Genomic DNA, 21,634 nt, shown 5'->3' with positions numbered 1-21,634 from the left:
ACGGCCCATATCTTACACAAAGTACTATTGTGTTTTATTATAAATTCATTATATCAATAACCATTTTATGAGTAAACAATGAAGAGACCTATTCAACACTAATAGTCTCTTTATCTATATATACTTTAATACAATTAACGAGTAATAAATTCCCCATGATACGACCTTTTATAGTGATAAACTAAAACAATATTTATATAAATCAGAAATTCTATAGAAAATCCTTGCGTCATTATTCTATATAATTTACTATATATAGAGAAATCTGATTATAAAAAGGAGTCATCATGGCTAATATCAATGAAAACTACTTAAACCTACAAGGTTCTTATTTATTCGCTAATATTGCTAAAAAGGTAAATGAGTACCAAACTGCTCATCCAGATGCAGATATTATTCGTCTTGGTATCGGCGATGTTACATTACCTCTTGCTCCAGCAATTATCGATGCTATGAGTAAAGCTGTTCAAGAAATGGGAAAAGCAGAAACATTCCGAGGTTATGGCCCTGAACAAGGTTATGACTTCTTACGTCAAGCTATTATTGATGGCGATTACAAACCATTGGGCGTAGATATCGCTATTGACGAAGTATTCGTTTCCGATGGTGCAAAATCTGACGTTGGTAATATCCAAGAGTTATTCAGCGAAGATAACATCATTGCTATCACAGATCCTGTGTACCCAGTATACTTAGACTCCAACGTTATGGGTGGTCGTACTGGCGAAGCTGTAGAAGGCATCTTCCAAAAGGTTGTATACCTCCCTACTTACGCAGAAAATAACTTCTCTCCAGAATTCCCGTCTGAACGAGTAGACATCGTATACCTTTGCTCGCCTAACAATCCAACTGGTACTGTTTTGAGCCGTGCTCGTTTAGCAGAATGGATCAAATGGTGTAAAGATAATGATGCCATTTTGATGTTTGACTCCGCTTACGAAGCTTTCATCAGCACAGAAGATACTGTAAAATCTATCTACGAAATCGAAGGGGCTCGAGAAGTAGCTATCGAGTTCCGGTCCTTCTCCAAAACTGCAGGTTTCACTGGTACACGTTGTGCTTATGCAGTAGTACCTAAAGAGGTCACTGGCAAAACTAAATCTGGTGAACGCCAACCGCTAAACCCTATGTGGAATCGTCGTCAATGTACTAAATTCAATGGTGTTCCTTACATCATCCAACGCGGTGCTGAAGCAGTATACACAAAAGAAGGCCGCGAACAAACTCGTGCTAACATTGCATACTACAAAGAAAATGCCCGCATCATCAAAGAAGGTCTTGAATCTATCGGTCTTACTGTATACGGCGGTGTGGACGCTCCATATATTTGGCTAAAAACACCTGGCAATATGACTAGCTGGGAATTATTCGACAACTTGCTCGAACAAGTTCAAATCGTATCTACACCAGGCTCTGGCTTTGGCCCTCATGGTGAAGGTTACCTTCGTTTGACAGCATTCGGCAGTCGTGAAAATACAATTCGCGCCGTTGAAAGAATCAAAACATTACAATTCTAATATAATTATGTCTATATTTAGATTTAGATTTAGATCTTGATTTAGATTTAGATTACATTTAATTTGAGACATCTAATTTAAAGTAGTTTATATCTATAAAACTAAAAGACCGATTACAGTCCTTCAATAGGAATGTAGTCGGTCTTTTTATATACCCTTACATATATGAATATTTAATTCTAGTATTCCTTAACACTATAGTACTAACAAATAACATCCCCATATTATTTGCCTCTGCTATTTTTACCCTTAATTAAAAGTTATGACGAATCCCTGCGTCAATGCGATAGGAATTGTCTACGATAGCACCAAAGTTTTTAGTGAAAGTCCCATAAATATATGTATTAGGACGTATGCTCCATGAACCACCTAACTCAACATCTAGCCATGTATCTTTAAGATTCACTTCACTGCCTGTAGTTGGCTCACCGGTCATGCTATAAGTAGCTTTCATTTTACCAGAGAATTCATGCGCTAATGCTGCTTTGAGGAAAAGGTTGCTATTCTTACTTTCCTTGCCAATGCCTACACCGATACGACCAATAACGGAGTTTACCGCATCAGAGTTAATGTGCACTGTGCTACCTGTATTTGTACGAGCATCAAAATTTACACCAGACAATCGACTAAGCGTCAATTCTGCGTTAGGATCGATATAAAAACCATTGTCTTTCTTGATTCGTTTACCATATTCAACGCTCAAAGAGGTACCTGTATTGTGGTAATCTCCGCTCAAACTTGTACCCAAGCTATTGCGTACAGTGAAATCATTTTTCAAACGACTTACTTTACCAATCACATCCAAATAATGACCATCATTATATTGTTTTGCACCGTATAATGCTAAACCTGCGGTTTTACCAGACCCTGAACCTAAAGCGTAATCGCTATTGCTTGTACCATATAACAACGCTCCACCAATAGTCCAATCGCCGTACAATGTATCATAGCCTATTTGCGCCATGTTATAGGTTTGATTTACATAGGCGCTGTCTGTAATTTTAGATTTACCTCCGATATATTTCCCCCATACGCCATGCTTATTGGAGTTGAGTCGCACATCACCGAGGCGACGTTGTAAGTCATTCGTATCGGCTTTCATTTGCATCACAGAGGAGGCTAACGCACTCTTAGCACCAGATACAACTTCGCTTTCACGCGCTGTCACAACCGCTTGGTTAGTAATACTAGGTTTTCCATCAACAGTAAAGCTATCTGTACCAAGCTTAGTGGAATATGCAGGACTAATAATGCCTGAATCGACTTGAACATTCACATTTAAATTACGTTCACCCTTAGTAAAGCCGGTATATGTTAATTTATTAGCCAACTGCTGCAAAGTACCTCTTGAGTTATCTACATTTACAGACCCTTTAAGTGCATCTACCGAACTGCGCATAGTCACAGAAGAACCTTTATCAGCATGGTTGATAACGACTTTGCCCTTACCTTGTGCAGTCGCAGGGGCTCCTTTTTCATAGTCGATAGCTGCATGACCAGCATAGTTGTTAATAGTAATAGGTCGTGGATCTACGGCTTGGATAATACCTTGACTATTTATATCTTTACCACCAATAAAATGTTCTACACGACTACCAGTATATAAATAGTTTGCATTATTAGGACGACCTTGTGTAGGATATACGCGTTCAGCTCCTAACCATTCATTGCGCCAAGTCGCACCATTTTGTAAGTACAATCGTAGACCACCATGGTACGGATTATTGTTGCTTTCATCAAATTCATTCAACACACCACCTACCAATTTAGAATTTGGTGTTGTTAAACCTAAAGAAATTTCAGATCCATGATTATGTGGGTTCTTTTCAATACCATAGTTTTTATCTAAGAATCCTATATTACCATACATCTTCACATCATTCGTTCCCGGATGTAAGCCATCCATCCCCGTATTTACATAAACAAAACCTTCTTCAGATAATGCAGAGTAAGTATCAGAGGTATCTAAAGGATATGTTTTTATATCAGCCCCACCTAGTATGCGAATATATCCATCTTTATTGGCTTGCAAACCAACGCCAACAGCATCGACTTTAGCATTACCCTTTACGGTAATTCGAGTATCATCGTTATTGCCATCACTAGTAAGTCCACCATAACCAGCATAGATACCGCTCATATAATAATGTGCCAAATCAGGTCTACGTTTCGCGCCACTTTCTGCAGGTGCTGGATTTTTAACTGTTACAGTTACATTTTTATCGATAGCAACTTGTGTCCCATCAAGGGCGTAAATACCTGTAACATTATTATGATATTTTGTTCCATTTACCCCTAAACCTGATACATTAACAGTTAAGTCATCTGTATAATGTCTCTTTTCCCCCCACAAATTAAGACCAATGGATTTCCCATCTGTATGACTTTCCACAGTTGTGGCTGATACCATGGTAAAAGCATTAGCACCTGTTACGATTAATGCAGCAATAACAGCAGCTTTTACATTTCTTCTCATGTTATACCTCCTTAACACTTCAACTATGAACATAACTAGCTAATATAACCAATTTAATTGTATCTAGATTCAGGGTATATGTGTCAATTTCTACTCAAATGATTTTTTATTTGTCCCCTATAACAACACGATATATATCGATACAGTTGTGCACAAATTACTTGTTTAAATTAGATATTAATTATTTTCTATACCATCTAATAAATTCTATAGAAAAATATTAAAAGCTATTAATTTTATGCTATAATAAATATGTTAATTATTAAATTTCAACTTATATAGGAGGCTAATATGAATATTCGTATTGGTATCGTTGGTTACGGCAACTTAGCTCGTGGCGTAGAAGCATCTGTTCAGTTACAACCTGATATGGAGCTCATCGGCGTATTTTCTCGCCGTCAAGGTATTGAAACTGTATCTGGTGTACCTACTTACACGATGGAAGATATTCCTAACTTTAAAGGCAAAATCGATGTAATGGTTCTTTGCGGTGGTTCTGCAACAGATCTTATCGAACAAACACCAATGATAACAAAATACTTTAACTGTATCGATTCCTTCGATACACATGCACGTATTCCTGAACACTTCGCTAATGTAGATAAAGTAGCTAAAGAGGCCAAAACTGCTACATTAATTTCTTGTGGTTGGGATCCAGGCATGTTCTCTTTGCAACGCGTTTACGTGGAAGCAATCTTACCAAAAGGTAAATCCTACACATTCTGGGGTCGCGGTGTATCCCAAGGTCATTCCGATGCCATTCGCCGTATCGATGGTGTTCTTGATGCTCGTCAATATACTGTGCCTAAAGAACAATACCTAGAAGCTATCCGTAACGGCGAAACTCCAGATGTTGATGGCTATAAAGGTCACCTTCGTGAGTGCTATGTAGTAGCGGCTCCTGATGCGGACAAAGCTAAAATCGAAAACGAAATCAAAACTATGGAAAACTACTTCGTAGGCTATGAAACTGTAGTCAACTTCATTTCCCAAGAAGAACTTGATCGCGACCACAAAGGCATTCCACATGGTGGCTTCGTTCTTCGCTCTGGTGAAAGTACAGAAGGCACACGTCACGTTATTGAGTATTCCTTGAAACTTGACTCTAACCCTGAATTTACAGGCTCTGCACTTGTTGCTTACGCTCGTGGTCTCTACCGACTTGCTAAACACGGCGGCACAGGTTGCTATACAGTATTCGACATTCCACCAGCTTGGATTTCCACACAATCTGCTGAAGAATTAAGAGCACATTCTCTATAATAGAGCGAGGTCCTCATCGACTTAATAGATGAGAGCCTTTTCATACACATTAAAAGAGACCATCTTAAGATGGTCTCTTTTTTGTCCTATAAATCTATTTTTACTCTTAATTAATACCAACGTGTTAATGGCAGCTCGTTCGTAACACCTTTTGTCATCAAAATTTGATGCAAGTCCATATTACCGATGTAGAAACCTGCCGCACATCCACAAAGATACAGATCCCACATGCGTACGAATTCACTGCCTCGTTTCGCTTCTACTTGCTCACGGACGCCTTGGAAATTGTTATACCAATGCATTAAAGTCTTATAATAGTGATACCGTAAACTTTCAACATCGATGACATTCATATCATAATCATAAGCGAGACTGACCATTTCGCGAAGGGACGGCAAACATCCACCCGGAAAGATATATTTACGAATCCAGGCACTTGTTTCCTTTTCAGAGGGATCACTGATGTAGTGAAGCAGGAACAAACCACCGTCTTTAAGCATATCCGATGCGTCCTCCATATACAGAGGAAAATTAGGCCGACCAACATGTTCAAGCATGCCGATGCTGACAATACGGTCAAAGGTACGCCCGGAAGCCGCTACGTCGCGATAATCTATAAGTTCAATCTCAACCTGTCCTTCAAGGCCATATTCTTTAATGCGTTCCTGTCCTTTTTTCCATTGTTCTTCGGAAAGAGTACACCCATAGCCCTTAACCCCATATTTACGAGCCGCTTCAATGAGAAGGAATCCCGATCCGCAACCAATATCAAGTAAAGTCATACCCTCTTTTAAGTACAATTTATCGAGAATATGATGAACCTTTTGATATTGCGCATCTTTGAGACTATCATTCTCATGCTTAAAATACGCACAGGAATAGCTCATGGTTTCATCGAGCCACAATTTATAGAATTCATTGCCTAAATCATAATGGGAAGATACTTGTTGTTTTTGATCTTTCTTTTTAAGACCTGCATTAAAGAGCGAGCTAAGTACCTTACGATTGATAGAGTCCTTACCTACATGACCAAGGACTACACAAAGGGCTTTAAACAAATCCCCTTCAATTTCGATATCTTTACGCATGTACGCTTCACCGAGGGCGAGTTCTGCGGATATTAACAAATCCTTCTTGGGAATATCGCGATTAACGATGACGGTAAACTCGGATTCTCCGTCACCGATTGTATATTCATTATCTCCAATTTTTACGGTAAAACAATGATCATTAAAGCGTTCTAAATAATGGACTAAGAAACTATCAAATAGCTTGGAAAACATACTGAACTTCCTTTCCTATTAGCTTTCACTATATAGGTTTAAAAATATATACATTAACATTATTGGATACATTCCATACCCTTATTAATATATATACCTATAAATTATATCAATATAGTTACGGCGAATAAAAATCTATATTAATCCTATATTTTAATATGAACTTATCACATTATTTAAGTAATATATTTAACTCTATTTATATTATAGCACTTTGAAATAATCTATTTTATATTTATAGAGTAACTCCATCCTATTAGTATGGTATAATATTTATTTGATAAGGTTTATAACAAACTATTGCTATAAACTTTCACAAAGAACGAAATCAATTTATTAATAAAAGGTGGTACCATGAGCACAAATTTAGAAGTAGGCATCGTAGGCCTTCCAAATGTTGGTAAAAGTACATTATTCAACGCTATCACAAAAGCGGGCGCTGAAGCTGCCAATTATCCATTCTGTACAATTGAACCTAACGTAGGTGTCGTTGACGTTCCAGATAATCGTTTAGCTGTATTGGCTGAAATGTTCGCTTCCAAACGCATCCTTCCTGCTGCTATGCGCTTCGTAGATATTGCTGGCCTCGTAGAAGGTGCATCCAAGGGCGAAGGTTTGGGTAATAAATTCCTTAGCCATATCCGCCAAGTAGATGCGATAGCACAAGTTATTCGTTGTTTCGATGACCCTAACATCACTCACGTTTCTGGCTCTATTGACCCAATCCGTGACATCGAAATCATTAATACTGAGCTCTGCCTTGCTGACCTTGAGTCCGTGGAAAAACGCAAACAACGTATTGAAAAAATCGCAAAATCTGGCGACAAAGATGCACGTGCTGAATTACCATTGTTAGAACGCATCATCGAAGGTCTTGGCGAAGCGAAACCTGTTCGTGCACAAGGTCTTGAAGAAGAAGAATTGGAAATGATCAAAGAGTTAACATTGCTTACAGCAAAACCATCTCTTTATGTAGCCAATATTTCTGAAGATGAAGTATCTGATTACTCTTCCAACGAATATGTAAAACGCGTAGAGGAATATGCGAAAAACGAAGGCGCTGGCATCGTTGTTGTGTCCGCTCGTATCGAATCTGAAATTGCAGAGTTATCCGAAGAAGAATCTGCTGCATTCCTTGAAGATCTTGGTCTTGAAGAATCTGGCTTAACAAAACTTATCAAAGCAAGTTATGCACTTTTAGGTCTTATCAATTACTTCACAGCTGGTGAAATGGAAGCTCGTGCATGGACAATCGTAAATGGCACAAAAGCACCTCAAGCTGCTGGTAAAATTCACTCGGATATTGAAAAAGGCTTTATCCGCGCTGAAATCGTATCCTTCGATGACTTACAAGCTTGCGGTAGTCAAAACGCGGCTAAAGAAAAAGGCCTTGTACGCCTTGAAGGTAAAGACTACGTTATGAAAGACGGCGATGTAACCCACTTCCGCTTCAATGTATAAACAAACTTATATAACAAAAACCAGTAAATCTCAGGATTTACTGGTTTTTTTATTACTAATTATAACCTTTATATAATATTATTTATCGTCTTTATGAAGAACATTTTTGACGCCACTAATCGCACCATCTACAGCATCTTTAACATCTTCAGCTGCTTTTTTGAGATCTTCAGCAACATCATGTGCAGCCTCTTTAACTTTTGCAGCTGTATTTTCTACAGCGCCTTCTGCTTGCAATTCTTTGTTATCAGTTAATTTACCGGCATTTTCTTTTAATGCACCTTTAGCTTGATTTAATTTATCTTCTAATGCCATAATTATGATCCTTTCATATAAAATCATTTATAGCTATGTTAGCTATACTTTTAAAAATAGATTACTATCCCTTTTTCCCGAAGAAAAACGAAACAACAGCAACAACAATTACAGCACCAAGAACAGAAGGAATTAATGCCATGCCAGCTAAGCTAGGACCCCATGTGCCAAATATTGCTTGACCTACAGACGAACCAACTAAACCAGCAACAACATTGGCAATAACGCCCATTGCTCCACCTTTGTTAGTGATGGCTCCTGCAAGAAAACCGATAAAACCACCAACAATAATTGACCATAACATACGATCACTCCTTCCTATTTAATCAATATATTTATAATATCCTACAAAAAAAACGAACTTTATAAATATTATAAATAATATGTATATTTATAATATAACATTCATTTCTAAAGATTAAATGAAGAAATTCGATATAGATATAAAAGTCGCAATCGATTAAACTACTGTAACAATTTCATCCATTGTGCGACGTGTTTTATTGCGATGCGGTTCTTCATCTCGATATCCAAAGGCAGCCATCACAGCAATGCCAAAGTGCTTTGTATCAAAAAGACCTAATTCATCACCTAAAAAAGCTGTCATCTTATCTTGATTAAAGCCTTCCAATGCACAGGAATCAAGACCTTCGTAAGCAGCCATAGTCATCATGTTAGCCATTACAATATACGCTTGCTTAGAAGACCAATCAAAGGCAGCACGATCAGACTCAAATGTTTTATAGTCTTCAGTTGTGAACTGAGCATATTTTTCTTTATAAATAGCATCGACTTCAGCAGGTAATTGTTTCACCTCTTCTTGAATGTAGCGTACATAAGGGGAATCAAATTCCAAATCCACCTTTTTACGTGTTAAGAACACTACGAAATGACTCGCTTCAAGACCAGCTTGAATACCCCAACCATAAGATTTCATCTTTTCACGGATTTCAGGATTTTGAATAACTAATAATTGGTAAGCTTCAAAACCTAAGGAGGTTGGAGACAAGCGCGCCGCTGTTAAGATACCTTGCCAATCATCATCAGAAATCTTTTTAGTACTATCAAATTTCTTACATGCATAACGATATGTCATAGCGTACTCTAAATCTTTACGATCAAATTTAGGGGCTGTTAATTTTACATTTTCTATTTCATATTTGCTCATATATAACTCCTTATCTAAATGATATTACATAATAAAGGACTTACTTTATCATATCACCTTTGTAGATTCGTCCCCAGTCACACATGGCCATGATAATAGGACGTAGCGTTTCGCCAAATTCAGTGATACTATATTCCGTCTTTGGTGGCACCACTGGATAAATCTCTTTGTGGATGATACCTTCTGCTTCTAAATCCTTCAATTGTTGTGAAAGCATCTTAATCGTCGCTTGAGGAATGAGTTTTTGTATCTCATTAAATCGCAACGTTCCATCTGTCATCAAATGATACAGAATAATAGATTTATACTTACCTCCTACTACACTGAGGGATGCCTCTACAGGACAATTAAATAATTTTTCTTCCATAGAAACCTCCTCACTTAATAGTATCACGAGCCTTAATTAGCAACAAATAGTTTCTATTATTTATTAACACTTTTAGCAGCACTTACCAGACCATCAAGCCAATCTTGATGACCATTAAGCATCGGATTTGGTTTAGCTATATGTAATTCTTTCGCAGGCTCACCTACTTGCGTTTCTTGTGTCAAAATACGAACTACACCATAATCAAGCTCTTCCACAAGCCATGCATGAATAACATCTAGTCGCTCAGCAGTGCCAACTTCACCAGCCCAACCATGCCAAGAAATTCGACCAGGTTGATTTTCACTAGGTGCTACATATTCTACAACCTCTGCATCCACAGGGAAACCAAAGGTTTTAAAGAAGAAACGTGTATTAGATATAAGATGTGTATCTTCTTGATTAAGCATCTTAATATCGCTAGAGTTGCTGTAGTAAGAAGGCCATGTAGCAGCATTTGTTAAGTATTCCCATACAGCCTCTACAGTGATACCTTTTACAATCACCTCATTAGATACATAGTTATCAGTTAAACCTGGTAAGTATTCTTTTGGCCAGTTAATAGCATTCATTGTTGTATTCATAATAAACTCCTTTTATAGTATCAATTTTATTAGTTTTCAGCTGATGATGTCAGTATAAACCATATGGTATATTCCAACAAGAACGCACAAAAAAGTCACATAGTTACAAAAAAGTAACTATGTGACTTAATTTTTATCTACTAAGCTTCATATGGTACGGCCAGTTCGCCTTTTTCATACCAAAACAGTCCCGACGTACTAATCTTATGTTCTTTTAAAATAACCTTAACTTGCTCAACAATACTCGGATCTATTTCTATAGATAAACCACACATATCATAAAGCTCTGGAGGTGTAGCCATCAATTGATGAGGCACATCTAATTCTATTAATACCTTGTCTGCCTTATCCCCAAAATAATAGGATGTAAAGACTATAAGTAATTTCTTATTTTCCAATGCCTCACCTCCCTAATAACTACTATGTTTTAGATTTATTATTCACTAAGTATAAACTTAAATATGAAATCCAATCAATCACGACAAGTTAAAGTCTATATTGCTAAAAATCATAGCTTAATAATATTATCCCCTACAATAGAGTCGGTAATGGCATACATATTAGTAATACTACCTACGCTCAGCTCATCTTTTACACCGAAATAATCAAGACAAATGCCGCATGCTGCAATTTCTACACCAAGCTCAGCTAATTTCTTGATATTTTCCAAATGAACCGAATCATTGACTACCATCTTAACACTGCTATTGATGAAATAAATCTTAGAAGGCTTTACGTCAGCTTCAAGCATACATACCCAGAAGGTTTTCATCAAATTTCGGCCAAGCTCTTCACTACCTTCACCAAGATAATCCTTCGTCATCAAAATGACGCGATTTCCATAGTTCATAGGTTCACAACTTACTTCCGTTACCGGATTTGCATTTGGTGTCATAGTAAGATAAAAATCCTTGCCATCTTGGCGAATAGCTACACCATAACCACGAGACTTACCAAACTTCTCTACATTATCGCGGCTCACTTCATTATCTACAATTGTAGTAATAACAGCATTTGGATTCGCATCACTTACCTTCTTAGTTTCAATAACAGGTTTTGGACACAAGCTACCGCGCACATCTACCGTTAATTCCTTTGTATTGCTCATCATACACCTCTATATACATTATATAATTTGTGAAAGTATCAGCTATCAGCTATCAGCTATCAGCTATCAGCTATCAGCTAATAATAATTTAATTAAATATCTATCCTCAATAGTATAGACCTGATTTTTATAATTTTATTCTGTAACACGTACCGCTAAACCACTGAAGCTTTCAACAGTACCCACAATAGCAGCACAGTCAATGCCCGCCTTATGAAAGGCCTGAACAAGCGGCTCACCTTCGCTAGCAGGAACAGAAAATAGTAACCCGCCAGAGGTTTGAGGATCGAATACAATATCCGTCCATACAGGATCCAAGTCCTCATCAACTTGTACTTCAGTTATAGCCTTGCGATTACCATAAGATGCAGCCGGAACTAACCCCATTTGAGCCGCCTCGATGACATCATCAAAAAGAGGGATATCGTAAACCTTAATATGAATCGTCACATTAGAAGCACTCGCCATTTCTACGGAGTGTCCCATGAGGCTAAAACCCGTAACATCTGTACAAGCATGAACTGTAAAGTTATGTGCCACCTCAGCCGCTGCACGATTTAAAGTACTCATACTAGTGACGGCCTGTTCCGTGCCTACAGGGAATAAATCTGCTTTCAACGCATTATTCATAATACCTGTACCAATCCGTTTTGTTAGCACCAACACGTCCCCTACTTGAGCACCTTTATTTTTCCAAATCTGATGGGGATTTACTTGACCAGTCACAGACATCCCAAAGATAGGTTCCTTATTTTCAATGCTGTGTCCACCTACGATGGCTGCACCAGCCTCGGCTACAATCGAACCAGCCCCATTTAACACATCCGTCAAAACACCTTGCTCGACGAGAGGAACCGGAAAGCCTACGATATTCATCGCCGTTAAAGGAGTTCCACCCATAGCATACACATCGCTTAGTGCATTGGCAGCTGCAATTTTACCGAATAAACCAGGATCATTAACCATAGGTGTAAAGAAATCTAAGGTTTGCACCAATGCAAAGCTATCCGAGATTTGATATACACCTGCATCATCGGCACCAGTCATATCTGCGAGAACATGCTCGTTAGTAACGGGTGTTACAGCTTTTAGCACACGGTTCAATATATGAGGCCCAATCTTACACGCACAGCCTCCACTTGTCACATAATCAGTAAGTCGTACCATAATTTCTCCTTACTCATTTTCCGGCAATCGAGAGACGATTTTCTTAACAGCCTTTTCAAATTTAGGGCGCGGCATCAAAAGTTGATGACCACAGCCATTACATACGATGAGGAAGTCTGTGCCGATTCGCTTAACTTCCCACTCGTCACTGCCACAAGGATGTGATTTTTTCATCTTCACTACATCGCCTACGTAATATCTAACAAATGCCATGGCGCCTCCTTTAACTTCTGTCAGTATTTATATATTTATTATACATAAAATAGTTGGTTCTATAAATATATCCTGATTCTATAGTTCAATCGTCTATTATATAACCATAAAATTTTCACCCTAAATATATAATGTACAGATTTGATGTGTCTGTTGTTCTTATAATTAAAACCATAACACAAGAAAAATAGTATTATATAGTCACCAAAAGATCACAAAAATGTTTAGCTTAATCATTATATTTTATAGGAAAATATTAGTACATCTAAAGAAATCAACATTAATAACTAAACAATAATGATTTTTCATTTAGTTATCATTCTCAATATCAAAATAGAGATTTTTTATAAATCCCATACTATTCAATCTTTATAAACCCACATTTTTACTGCATTGATAATATTTATCATTTAGAAAATTTTCGAAATAAATTTTACAAAAAGACTTGCATTTCTCATTTAGTATGTTACAATATAGTCAACAATGATTATTCGTTAAGTATACGGATAACACATTGTATATAAAACTGTTAAGACGGCAAGTGCCGAAATACACAAATAAGTAAGTACTATTTTAAGAGTTAGGCAAGTGTCTATTTGATCTAAGAATAAGTTTTCTTACTAAGGCGAAGTCGCCCTCGAAATTGATAGAATAAGTATTCTATTCCATTGCATTCACAACCAAGTGGTTATGAATATATACGTTAAGTAACAATTTTGAAAATTATCGTAAGTACAAAGGAGTATTAAAATGGCAGAATTAAAAGGTTCTAACACTGAAAAAAATCTTCAAGCAGCATTTGCTGGCGAATCCCAAGCATTCCAAAAATATACATTCTACGCTAGTGCAGCTCGTAAAGCTGGCATGAACGAAATCGCTGACTATTTCGAAGAAACAGCTCATAACGAATCTGCACATGCTAAATTGTGGTTCAAAGCTCTTCATGGTGGCGATATTTCCGCTGATATCGAAGCTAACCTTCGCGATGCAGCAGCTGGTGAAAACTACGAACATACTACAATGTACAAAGAATTCGCTGACGAAGCTGAAAAAGAAGGCTTTGCTAAAATCGCTTTCCAAATGCGCGAAGTTGGTAAAATCGAAGCTCGTCATGAAGCTCGTTACCTTGCATTAGCAGCTCAAGTATCCGGTAACAAAGTATTCCACAATGACGAACCAGTAGCTTGGATCTGTGCTAACTGCGGTTACGTACACGTTGGTGAAGAAGCTCCAAAAGTTTGCCCTGTATGTGCACACCCACAAGCTTTCTTCCACCGTTTCGTTGAATCCATCTAATCTATAAGTACGACACTAACTAGATTAATAACCTGTAAGTACAGATTTTAATAAAACTATACCTGTAAGTACAATCTAAACTTACAGTAAGTACTGACAACTTCCTTAACAAAAAGACGATGACATTTGTCATCGTCTTTTTTTGCATTCTTTTGCTAGATTTTTATTTTATCTACTAAATTTTTAAATTCTTCTGCTGCTTCATATGGATTATCTGCATGAGCAATAGCAGATATTACGGCTACTCCACTGGCACCAGCTTGCAAAACAGGCGTTGCGTTAGCTAACGTAATCCCACCTATACCAACACAAGGTAATGTTAAGCCTTCTGCTCGTAACTCAGTAATACAATCTGGTCCGCATGGCTCTTGTGCATCAGGTTTGCTACTTGTAGCATACATAGGACCTACACCGACACAATCTGCATACACTACATCAGTCTTATGAAGTTCCTCCACAGAATGAATGGATATACCAACAACCTTATTTCCTACAAGATTACGAACGTCTTCTAAACGCATATCCTCTTGTCCTACATGAACACCATCAGCATTAACAGCCACTGCTAAGTCTACATCGTCATTAATAATATAAAGCACATTATACATAGCACAAATTTCTTTTAACTGCTGAGCTAATTCTAGTTTCTGTTGTCCTTCTAATGTTCCTGTGCCCTTCTCTCTAAACTGAAAGCATGTCACGCCACCCCGACAAGCAGCTTCAACAGTATCTAGTAAATGTCTTTCATTAAAACCTACATCTTGCGTACCACTAATAAAATATACCTTTAATTGATCGGGTACAACTACGGGCCGTATTCTATTTCCAGATAAAAGCATCGCATCATCGAATTCATATAAGGCATCCATAAATGCCACACTAAAGCTGCCAGGTTTTACACCGCTCACCTTAACCGCACTTTCACCAGCAAGTCCATAGTAAGCCAGTGCATACGCAAGAAACTCACCGATAGACATGTTATGCATAAATGGATAATAGGAACTAAAGAATGCAGCTAAGACAGCCCCTAATAGACAGCCGGTCCCTGTTACCGCTGTCATGATTGGATGACCATGAGGAACTGCAAATACACGAGTTCCATCAGAAACGTAGTCCTCTTCGCCCGTTGCGACAACAGGACAATTAATTTGGCGTGCAAGACGATACGTTATAATTGCGCTATCCTCAACTTGTGCCCCATCTACGCCCTTACCAGAGAGAGAACTGTCAATCTTATGATTTGTATTAAGAGCATCATAGATGGCTTTAATTTCACTTTGGTTCCCTCGTAGCAACGAAATAGCACCGGTTTTAATCAAGTCTAAAACAACAGATAATCGATAAGCCCCAGCGTGACAGCCCACAGGGTCTAGCACAATAGGTACCTCATGAGCCTTCGCTAATTTAACAGCCTCTTTGTAATAAGTAACCTTATCTGGTGTAACGGTCCCAATGTTAATGAGTAAAGCCGCAGCATGAACGATAAGGTCTTTTAAGTCTTCGCTGCACTCACTCATTACGGGTGATGCACCGATGGCTAGTAAACCATTAGCCGTAAAGGTCCGCACCACATCATTGGTAATACAAATAACAAGAGGATTTTTTTTGCGTAGAGTCTCTAATATATTCAGTTCGGGCCAATTTGAACCATTTATATTTGGATTGTTGTAGATCATATAACTATCTCCTCTAGTCATTTTTCAAAAGTTCATCCATCGTTTGAGGGCCATTTACCAATAAACCATAAGCCATATGATTAACAGGCCCACAGCCATGACCAAGAGCAGGGTTATGTTTAATAGCTAGAGCGATATAGTCCTTTGCAATACCAATAGCATCCATTACATCACGTCCTTTAGCGAGCTCTGCCGTAATGACTGCTGAGAAGGTGCAGCCCGTACCATGAGTATGAACAGTATCATATTTAGGACTTGTCCACGTACGCACATCTCCATCTTTGGTGAAAGCATAATCCGTAGCATCATCTCCAATATGGCCGCCTTTTATAATAACCACTCGAGGTCCTAATTCATGTAAAATACGCTTAGCTGCTGTTGTGATATCACTTTCACAAGTAATAGACATGTCCGCTAACACCTCTGCCTCGCTACGATTAGGTGTAATGACTGTGGCGACCGGAATGAGTTTCGATTTTAAGAAATTCACGGCCTCATCCGATACAAGTCGATCACCACTAGTAGCAATCATAACGGGATCCATTACATAAGGAATATTCTTGCTTACATAAGGATAAATGAGGTCCATCATCTCCGGTAAAGCAATCATGCCCGTCTTAACGGCTTGTGGTGTAATATCTGAATATACATCGTGTAACTGTTTTTCTATGCTTTCTAACGATAGGTGTTCTACGTGATGTACACCCGTTGTATTTTGAGCCACCACAGAAGTAACAACGGCCATGCCGTATACATTTCGACTTTGGAAGGATTTTAAATCAGCCATAATGCCAGCGCCACCACTAGGGTCAGTACCGGCAATTGTTAATGCAGTATGTAGTTTCATTATGCCTCCTTGTGTAACAGATTACGTCGAGATAAGATTTGTAATACTACGAAGCCAATGCAAGCACCTGCAATAGAGCTCATGGAAAAGGATGTAATCAAGGTCAACAATGCCAATGGTTTGCCTAGTAGGAAATGAGCAATTGGATAGCTTACAAGAGCACCAATAAGTCCAGTGCCAATGATTTCGCCTAAAGCCGCTGCCCAGATGGCGTTGTATTTTTTATATAAATACGCAGATAACCAAGCGCCAATCATACTACCTGGAAAGGCTAATGGAGAGCCTAGTGCTAGTACATTACGTAAGCAAGAAGTACTAAAGGCTGCGCCTACAGAGAATCTCGCCCCAACTATAACGGCTAAGATTACATTTATCATATGTTGAAATGGAAAAATACGAGCAGGGCCAATAGGAATCGACGTAGTCGATAAGACGACACCTAAGGCCACACATATGCTAGCAATAATCATTTTTTTCATAATACCTCCAAGTAAATAAAAATGAGACCACCTCAAATGGAATGGTCTCGTAATAGTTTGGTATCATGTTTCATTCCACTTCCCTACGCCAGTATTATCTGGATCAGGTCTAGGGTTTTGAATGGTCAATCTCAGCAAAAGCACCCCTAGTGGCAATATATTTTTATAATCTAGTTATAACATTATTATACAATCTATGCAACAAAATAATTGACGGTTCCCGTAGCACCTCGTATAATGAAGCCATAATGGGGTGCTCACACAAGTGGGCTGAGAGTAAGCTAAAGCTTTAACCCATAACCTGATTTGGATAATGCCAACGTAGGGAACATAGAGGATTAATGGCCGAGTTCCTGTGAGCTCGGCTTTTTCTATGACTTCCTGGCAAGGAGGACGTATGAAAAATACACACATCACGCAACCACAATTTGCCATGATATGGTTCGGTGCCGCTTTATCGATTGCGGAAATTATGACCGGTACCTATCTGGCCCCCTTAGGACTTACACAAGGTCTCTATGCCATCATCTTAGGTCATATTATCGGCGGCATCCTGCTATTTGGTGCGGGACTCATCGGTGGCCGCTTGCGGCAAGGCAGTATGAACACGACAGCCTTTAGCTTTGGCCCACTAGGGGCAAAGGGCTTTGCCTTTTTAAATATGCTCCAGCTCATCGGTTGGACCAGCATCATGATTTACGATGCCATGTTAGCCTTACAAGCACTGGCACCTCTATCACCTATGATTTGGACCATTGCCATCGGGGCCCTCGTCATTTTGTGGCTCTTCATCGGCCTCCACAATACGGGCTATATTCAAGCCATCGTATCTATTCTATTGCTAGGCCTCACCCTCTACATGGGCACGCACATGATATCGCAGTGGCCTAGTGAAGGTGGCCTTCTAACTAGCGGAAACATGAGTTTCATCGCTGCTCTTGAGTTATCTATTGCCATGCCACTATCTTGGCTACCTCTCATCAGTGATTATACCCGTGAAAGTAAACATCCTTTCACCGCATCACTCACAAGTGCTACGGTCTACACGGTAACGAGTATCGTCATGTATACCTTAGGTCTTAGTGCCGCTATTTTTGGCGGTGGCGACTCCATCATTACTATCATGATGAATGCAGGACTTGGTCTTGCTGGACTCATCGTTATTATCTTCTCTACCGTTACTACAACCTTTATGGACGCTTACTCTGCAGGTGTTTCTAGTACGACTATCTATAATAGTGCATCTAGTAAGGGCATTGCAGTTATTGTTACCATCGTTGGCACTATTGCAGCTATCTTGTATCCGATGGACGATATTACAGACTTCTTATACCTCATCGGATCTGTCTTTACCCCAATGATTGCCATCTTGCTAGCGGACTACTTTATGAATCGTCAACAAGTGCAAACTCTATCGGCTTTTTTAGTACGCGGCACAATTTGGGCTGTATCGGTCGGTTTATATCACTATATGTTACACAGTGAAAGCACCGTAGGTGCTACATTACCAGCCTTTACAATGGCCTTTATCATAACTACTATCATTGGTTTCGTAAGTAAAGCAGTAAAGGTCTCTACAGAAGTTAAACAACCATAATAGGATATATACAACAAGCATCCAAGATAGGAGACTAACTAAATAGGAACTGCTATATAAACAATAAAACCCCTTTAGGAGCAATAACTCGTATGAAGGGGTTTTGTTATTTAGATTCTTTTATTTACATTATTGTTATTTAGATATTTGAATTTGGCCTTCTTCACAGGTCCAGTGCCGATCTCCAACCATTTCGGCTTCGCTTTCATCATGGGTAACCCATACACAAGGTACATCCCACTCGCGAATAATGGACACCAAATCTTCGCGCACATGCTTTCGCAAGTTCCAATCTAAAGCAGATAAAGGCTCATCAAGAAGCAAGATAGTCGGTTTAGAGTAGAGCGCACGTCCCAAAGCAACTCGTTGCTGTTCGCCACCAGACAGACTGCCAGCCTTCGTTTTGCGATATTTCTCAAGGCTTAAACGCTGCAATAGACTATTGCACATGTCAGGTGTGCCTCGTTTGCTATAGGTAATATTATGTTCCACAGACAAATGAGGGAATACGATGTTGCCTTGTGGCATATAGCCTACCTGACGTTTTTGAGCGGGAACCCAAATCTTATTATCTCGATCCACCCACGTTGTTTCATTACAGTGAATACTACCTGTAGTGGGTTTTACCAGTCCTGCAATGCATTTAATGAAAGTACTTTTACCACTGCCAGATTGACCTGTCAAAACGGTAATACCAGAAGGAAGTACCCCATCGGCTTTCACAGTCACAGAAGGTCTAGCTACGGTAAAGGAAAATGTAATCATCGGACCTCCTAATTATTATCAATGTGACGGAACAAGGACCCCTTTGTGATGAGGTGAATCCCACTCAACAATGCCAATGTGAGAACACATATATATATAACTAATTCAAAGGCATCCATGTACTGCCCTGCCTCTACATAAGAGTAGATAGCAAGTGGCATGGTGCGTGTTACCCGTGGAATATTACCGGCAATCAAGATTGTAGCTCCAAATTCGCCCATAGCACGACAAAATGCTAAAATACTGCCCGTCAAAATGCCTTTCCAAGCGAGTGGTACAGAAATAGTAAAAAAGATACGTAACTCTGAAGCACCTAATGTACGCGCTACGTCCTCCATATTATGATCGACGGATTGCAATGCTGAACGCACCGTTTGATAAAACAGCGGAAATGCAATTACAGAGGAGGCTATCACGGCACCGGATGCAGCAAAAACAACACTCATATCATGAGCTTCAAGCCAAGCACCAAACGCATAACCTGGAGTAAATACCATAAGTAACGCAAAACCAACAACTACCGGAGGCAGTACAAGTGGCAAGGTAATAAGTGCATCAAGAATGGCAATACCACCCCACTTGCAACGGTTCATCCAGTAACAAGTCGCTAAGCCACTTAAAATAACTATAATAAGAGCTATACTTGCCACCCATAGCGACAGCCATAATGGACTCATGTCACGCCCCCTTTCTATACACAACAACTCTAAAGTATGTGCTATATCTATTAATTCAAAAATACTTTTCAAACAAATTATATGCACAAAATCATATCATATGCTAGATTATTAAGCACTCATCACTACAAATGAGTAAAAGAAAAAGCATACAGTGAGCAATCATAAGATTAGTAATATCAATAATATCTCTATTGTATCATAAGAAAACGCTAGCCCTGAAAGCTAGCGCTTTACTCTTATTTAGAAGTAGAGAAACCGTATTTTTCTAATACTTTTTGGCCTTCTGGGCTCATTACGTATTGGTAGAAGTCTTTTGCCAATGCGTTGTCATATTTTTTAATAATACCAATTGGATAGATAACTGGATCATGGGAATCAGCCGGTGTTACTGCAGAGATTTCAACTGCATCGCCCGCTGCGATAGCATCAGTTTTATAGATGAAACCAGCATCTCCAGCACCTTGGCTAATGGAAGCTGTTACAGCTTTTACATCTTTAGCGTATACTACATTAGGTTCTACCTGTTCCCAAACGCCTAGTTTTGTTAATACTTGTTTACCATAGTTACCAGCTGGTACTGTTTCAGGATTGCCCAATACGATACGCTTTACTGTAGCGATTTGATTTAGCTCAACCTTAGGTTGACCTTTTGGAACTACGAGAACGAGTTCATTAGTTACGAATGGTTTTACATCAGTTACCAAATCTTTTTCTTGTAACATTTTCATATTTTTCTCGTCAGCAGAAATAAATAAACTAGCTGGTGCACCTTGTTCGATTTGTTGACGTAATGTACCAGAACCAGCGAAGTTAATAGCGATTTGATCATCCGCTAAGTTATGGCTTTTTTTGTAAGCATCAGCCAATTCTGTAAGAGCACCTTTGAGGCTTGCTGCAGCTTGTACAGTAATCTTTTCAGATGTGCTTGGTTTAGCTGACTCAGCTGGTTTACTTGCATCATTGCCACAACCGACTAAAAAGGCAAGCATGAAAACGCTCATTAACACTAATAAAATTCGTTTCATAATTCCTCCTGTGCATCCCTTAAAACGCCACACTGTAAAAGCTATGGTAACACCTAGAGACACCTCGTGTACTAACAAACTAAAATATACAATATATTCATATTATACTATAAATCGATGGTTAAAGTCGTATATCCAAAATCACATATTGCATAGATATTTCTGATGATTATGATAAGTAATTATAATCGATAAATTTTTAAGCCCCAAACAATAGATACTATGGTATGATAATACTACAAAGGATAAAAATATTTTAAAAAACTTATTCACTTACAGCTTATATAAAACAACTGTATATTTACTACATATAGTTATATGATTAATTAAAACTATGCCTTATATAT

Annotated in this window: 22 protein-coding genes and 2 riboswitches; of the genes, 5 read left to right on the top strand and 17 right to left on the bottom strand. The window is 38.6% G+C overall.

The annotated features are described in order from the left end of the window. The first annotated feature begins 287 nt into the window (after positions 1–287). A complete protein-coding gene (locus tag HMPREF1865_RS05170) occupies positions 288–1,517 on the top strand; it encodes an LL-diaminopimelate aminotransferase (protein ID WP_060919428.1) in 1,230 nt (409 codons plus the stop codon). 253 nt (positions 1,518–1,770) lie between these two features. On the opposite strand, the gene HMPREF1865_RS05165 is transcribed toward HMPREF1865_RS05170, so the two are convergent. Continuing rightward, positions 1,771–3,993, bottom strand: coding sequence for an autotransporter outer membrane beta-barrel domain-containing protein (locus tag HMPREF1865_RS05165; protein ID WP_060919427.1), 2,223 nt, complete (start codon positions 3,991–3,993; stop codon positions 1,771–1,773). Positions 3,994–4,284: 291 nt separating this feature from the next. Here HMPREF1865_RS05165 and HMPREF1865_RS05160 point away from each other — a divergent pair, with 291 nt between their 5' ends. Then, the gene (locus HMPREF1865_RS05160) at positions 4,285–5,256 is read left to right on the top strand and encodes a diaminopimelate dehydrogenase (protein WP_060919426.1); all 972 of its coding nucleotides are present in this window, start codon (positions 4,285–4,287) and stop codon (positions 5,254–5,256) included. A gap of 110 nt (positions 5,257–5,366) precedes the next feature. On the opposite strand, the gene HMPREF1865_RS05155 is transcribed toward HMPREF1865_RS05160, so the two are convergent. Beyond that, the gene (locus HMPREF1865_RS05155) at positions 5,367–6,539 is read right to left on the bottom strand and encodes an SAM-dependent methyltransferase (protein ID WP_060919425.1); all 1,173 of its coding nucleotides are present in this window, start codon (positions 6,537–6,539) and stop codon (positions 5,367–5,369) included. Positions 6,540–6,893: 354 nt separating this feature from the next. Between HMPREF1865_RS05155 and ychF the strand changes: the two genes are divergently transcribed. Further along, positions 6,894–8,000 (top strand): redox-regulated ATPase YchF, encoded by a 1,107-nt coding sequence (gene ychF / locus HMPREF1865_RS05150; RefSeq protein WP_060919424.1) that lies wholly within the window; start codon positions 6,894–6,896, stop codon positions 7,998–8,000. A 78-nt stretch (positions 8,001–8,078) separates the two neighbouring features. Here the strand turns inward: ychF and HMPREF1865_RS05145 are convergent, their stop codons facing one another. The 9 genes from HMPREF1865_RS05145 to HMPREF1865_RS05105 all read right to left on the bottom strand — a co-directional run bounded on the left by HMPREF1865_RS05145 (position 8,079) and on the right by HMPREF1865_RS05105 (position 12,922). Then, complete coding sequence (locus HMPREF1865_RS05145; protein WP_008715418.1) at positions 8,079–8,315, bottom strand: CsbD family protein; 237 nt, start codon at positions 8,313–8,315, stop codon at positions 8,079–8,081. Between the two features lie 64 nt (positions 8,316–8,379). Then, on the bottom strand, positions 8,380–8,619 hold the full coding sequence (locus tag HMPREF1865_RS05140) for a GlsB/YeaQ/YmgE family stress response membrane protein (RefSeq protein WP_004693817.1): 240 nt from the start codon (positions 8,617–8,619) through the stop codon (positions 8,380–8,382). A gap of 156 nt (positions 8,620–8,775) precedes the next feature. Beyond that, positions 8,776–9,483 carry an NAD(P)H-dependent oxidoreductase gene (locus HMPREF1865_RS05135; RefSeq protein ID WP_060919423.1) on the bottom strand — a complete coding sequence of 236 codons (708 nt, stop codon included), beginning with the start codon at positions 9,481–9,483 and terminating at the stop codon, positions 8,776–8,778. A 40-nt stretch (positions 9,484–9,523) separates the two neighbouring features. Further along, on the bottom strand, positions 9,524–9,850 hold the full coding sequence (locus HMPREF1865_RS05130; RefSeq protein WP_024061401.1) for a winged helix-turn-helix transcriptional regulator: 327 nt from the start codon (positions 9,848–9,850) through the stop codon (positions 9,524–9,526). Between the two features lie 56 nt (positions 9,851–9,906). Further along, entirely contained in the window at positions 9,907–10,434 is a 528-nt protein-coding gene (locus HMPREF1865_RS05125) for an SRPBCC family protein (protein ID WP_024061402.1), read from the bottom strand. Between the two features lie 140 nt (positions 10,435–10,574). Beyond that, positions 10,575–10,832: a putative Se/S carrier protein gene (locus HMPREF1865_RS05120; protein WP_008602895.1), complete on the bottom strand. Its 258-nt coding sequence runs from the start codon at positions 10,830–10,832 to the stop codon at positions 10,575–10,577. 110 nt (positions 10,833–10,942) lie between these two features. Beyond that, positions 10,943–11,542 carry a sulfurtransferase-like selenium metabolism protein YedF gene (gene yedF / locus HMPREF1865_RS05115; RefSeq protein ID WP_060919422.1) on the bottom strand — a complete coding sequence of 200 codons (600 nt, stop codon included), beginning with the start codon at positions 11,540–11,542 and terminating at the stop codon, positions 10,943–10,945. A 135-nt stretch (positions 11,543–11,677) separates the two neighbouring features. Continuing rightward, positions 11,678–12,709: a selenide, water dikinase SelD gene (gene selD / locus HMPREF1865_RS05110; protein WP_060919421.1), complete on the bottom strand. Its 1,032-nt coding sequence runs from the start codon at positions 12,707–12,709 to the stop codon at positions 11,678–11,680. Positions 12,710–12,718: 9 nt separating this feature from the next. Next, positions 12,719–12,922: a DUF951 domain-containing protein gene (locus tag HMPREF1865_RS05105; RefSeq protein WP_004693828.1), complete on the bottom strand. Its 204-nt coding sequence runs from the start codon at positions 12,920–12,922 to the stop codon at positions 12,719–12,721. A 750-nt stretch (positions 12,923–13,672) separates the two neighbouring features. On the opposite strand from HMPREF1865_RS05105, the gene rbr reads away from it, so the two are divergent. Then, entirely contained in the window at positions 13,673–14,218 is a 546-nt protein-coding gene (rbr, locus tag HMPREF1865_RS05100) for a rubrerythrin (RefSeq protein WP_004693830.1), read from the top strand. Positions 14,219–14,373: 155 nt separating this feature from the next. Here rbr and thiM read toward each other — a convergent pair whose 3' ends face one another. Genes thiM through thiW form a run of 3 tightly spaced genes read right to left on the bottom strand, consistent with a single transcriptional unit; the run spans position 14,374 to position 17,220 of the window. Next, positions 14,374–15,894, bottom strand: a complete 1,521-nt coding sequence (thiM, locus tag HMPREF1865_RS05095) for a hydroxyethylthiazole kinase (protein ID WP_060919420.1) — start codon at positions 15,892–15,894, stop codon at positions 14,374–14,376. A 13-nt stretch (positions 15,895–15,907) separates the two neighbouring features. Continuing rightward, the gene (thiD, locus tag HMPREF1865_RS05090; protein WP_060919419.1) at positions 15,908–16,741 is read right to left on the bottom strand and encodes a bifunctional hydroxymethylpyrimidine kinase/phosphomethylpyrimidine kinase; all 834 of its coding nucleotides are present in this window, start codon (positions 16,739–16,741) and stop codon (positions 15,908–15,910) included. Then, a complete protein-coding gene (gene thiW, locus HMPREF1865_RS05085) occupies positions 16,741–17,220 on the bottom strand; it encodes an energy coupling factor transporter S component ThiW (protein ID WP_038125779.1) in 480 nt (159 codons plus the stop codon). The genes thiD and thiW overlap by 1 nt, the downstream gene beginning before the upstream one ends. A gap of 63 nt (positions 17,221–17,283) precedes the next feature. Next, a riboswitch (TPP riboswitch) is annotated at positions 17,284–17,378 on the bottom strand. Between the two features lie 81 nt (positions 17,379–17,459). Continuing rightward, positions 17,460–17,565, top strand: a riboswitch (TPP riboswitch). A gap of 52 nt (positions 17,566–17,617) precedes the next feature. Here thiW and cytX point away from each other — a divergent pair. After that, entirely contained in the window at positions 17,618–18,817 is a 1,200-nt protein-coding gene (gene cytX, locus HMPREF1865_RS05080) for a putative hydroxymethylpyrimidine transporter CytX (protein WP_060919418.1), read from the top strand. Between the two features lie 135 nt (positions 18,818–18,952). Here cytX and HMPREF1865_RS05075 read toward each other — a convergent pair whose 3' ends face one another. The 3 genes from HMPREF1865_RS05075 to modA form a co-directional block, all read right to left on the bottom strand. Beyond that, positions 18,953–19,582, bottom strand: a complete 630-nt coding sequence (locus HMPREF1865_RS05075) for an ATP-binding cassette domain-containing protein (RefSeq protein ID WP_038125778.1) — start codon at positions 19,580–19,582, stop codon at positions 18,953–18,955. Positions 19,583–19,590: 8 nt separating this feature from the next. Next, complete coding sequence (gene modB / locus HMPREF1865_RS05070; RefSeq protein WP_060919417.1) at positions 19,591–20,259, bottom strand: molybdate ABC transporter permease subunit; 669 nt, start codon at positions 20,257–20,259, stop codon at positions 19,591–19,593. Positions 20,260–20,498: 239 nt separating this feature from the next. After that, a complete protein-coding gene (gene modA, locus HMPREF1865_RS05065) occupies positions 20,499–21,287 on the bottom strand; it encodes a molybdate ABC transporter substrate-binding protein (RefSeq protein ID WP_008715397.1) in 789 nt (262 codons plus the stop codon). Positions 21,288–21,634: the final 347 nt, after the last annotated feature.

Origin of the sequence: Veillonella parvula (assembly GCF_001553335.1) — a bacterium.
GTDB lineage: Bacteria > Bacillota > Negativicutes > Veillonellales > Veillonellaceae > Veillonella > Veillonella parvula_S.
The sequence above is the reverse complement of the archived record's forward strand: the minus strand, read 5'-3'. Positions and strand labels throughout refer to the sequence as shown.

Bases quoted from the DNA above. Each gene is read 5' to 3' on its own strand.
- HMPREF1865_RS05170 (WP_060919428.1), top strand. From the start codon at position 288: ATGGCTAATATCAATGAAAACTACTTAAACCTACAAGGTTCTTATTTA.
- HMPREF1865_RS05165 (WP_060919427.1), bottom strand. From the start codon at position 3,993: ATGAGAAGAAATGTAAAAGCTGCTGTTATTGCTGCATTAATCGTAACA.
- HMPREF1865_RS05160 (WP_060919426.1), top strand. From the start codon at position 4,285: ATGAATATTCGTATTGGTATCGTTGGTTACGGCAACTTAGCTCGTGGC.
- HMPREF1865_RS05155 (WP_060919425.1), bottom strand. From the start codon at position 6,539: ATGTTTTCCAAGCTATTTGATAGTTTCTTAGTCCATTATTTAGAACGC.
- ychF (WP_060919424.1), top strand. From the start codon at position 6,894: ATGAGCACAAATTTAGAAGTAGGCATCGTAGGCCTTCCAAATGTTGGT.
- HMPREF1865_RS05145 (WP_008715418.1), bottom strand. From the start codon at position 8,315: ATGGCATTAGAAGATAAATTAAATCAAGCTAAAGGTGCATTAAAAGAA.
- HMPREF1865_RS05140 (WP_004693817.1), bottom strand. From the start codon at position 8,619: ATGTTATGGTCAATTATTGTTGGTGGTTTTATCGGTTTTCTTGCAGGA.
- HMPREF1865_RS05135 (WP_060919423.1), bottom strand. From the start codon at position 9,483: ATGAGCAAATATGAAATAGAAAATGTAAAATTAACAGCCCCTAAATTT.
- HMPREF1865_RS05130 (WP_024061401.1), bottom strand. From the start codon at position 9,850: ATGGAAGAAAAATTATTTAATTGTCCTGTAGAGGCATCCCTCAGTGTA.
- HMPREF1865_RS05125 (WP_024061402.1), bottom strand. From the start codon at position 10,434: ATGAATACAACAATGAATGCTATTAACTGGCCAAAAGAATACTTACCA.
- yedF (WP_060919422.1), bottom strand. From the start codon at position 11,542: ATGAGCAATACAAAGGAATTAACGGTAGATGTGCGCGGTAGCTTGTGT.
- selD (WP_060919421.1), bottom strand. From the start codon at position 12,709: ATGGTACGACTTACTGATTATGTGACAAGTGGAGGCTGTGCGTGTAAG.
- HMPREF1865_RS05105 (WP_004693828.1), bottom strand. From the start codon at position 12,922: ATGGCATTTGTTAGATATTACGTAGGCGATGTAGTGAAGATGAAAAAA.
- rbr (WP_004693830.1), top strand. From the start codon at position 13,673: ATGGCAGAATTAAAAGGTTCTAACACTGAAAAAAATCTTCAAGCAGCA.
- thiM (WP_060919420.1), bottom strand. From the start codon at position 15,894: ATGATCTACAACAATCCAAATATAAATGGTTCAAATTGGCCCGAACTG.
- thiD (WP_060919419.1), bottom strand. From the start codon at position 16,741: ATGAAACTACATACTGCATTAACAATTGCCGGTACTGACCCTAGTGGT.
- thiW (WP_038125779.1), bottom strand. From the start codon at position 17,220: ATGAAAAAAATGATTATTGCTAGCATATGTGTGGCCTTAGGTGTCGTC.
- cytX (WP_060919418.1), top strand. From the start codon at position 17,618: ATGAAAAATACACACATCACGCAACCACAATTTGCCATGATATGGTTC.
- HMPREF1865_RS05075 (WP_038125778.1), bottom strand. From the start codon at position 19,582: ATGATTACATTTTCCTTTACCGTAGCTAGACCTTCTGTGACTGTGAAA.
- modB (WP_060919417.1), bottom strand. From the start codon at position 20,259: ATGAGTCCATTATGGCTGTCGCTATGGGTGGCAAGTATAGCTCTTATT.
- modA (WP_008715397.1), bottom strand. From the start codon at position 21,287: ATGAAACGAATTTTATTAGTGTTAATGAGCGTTTTCATGCTTGCCTTT.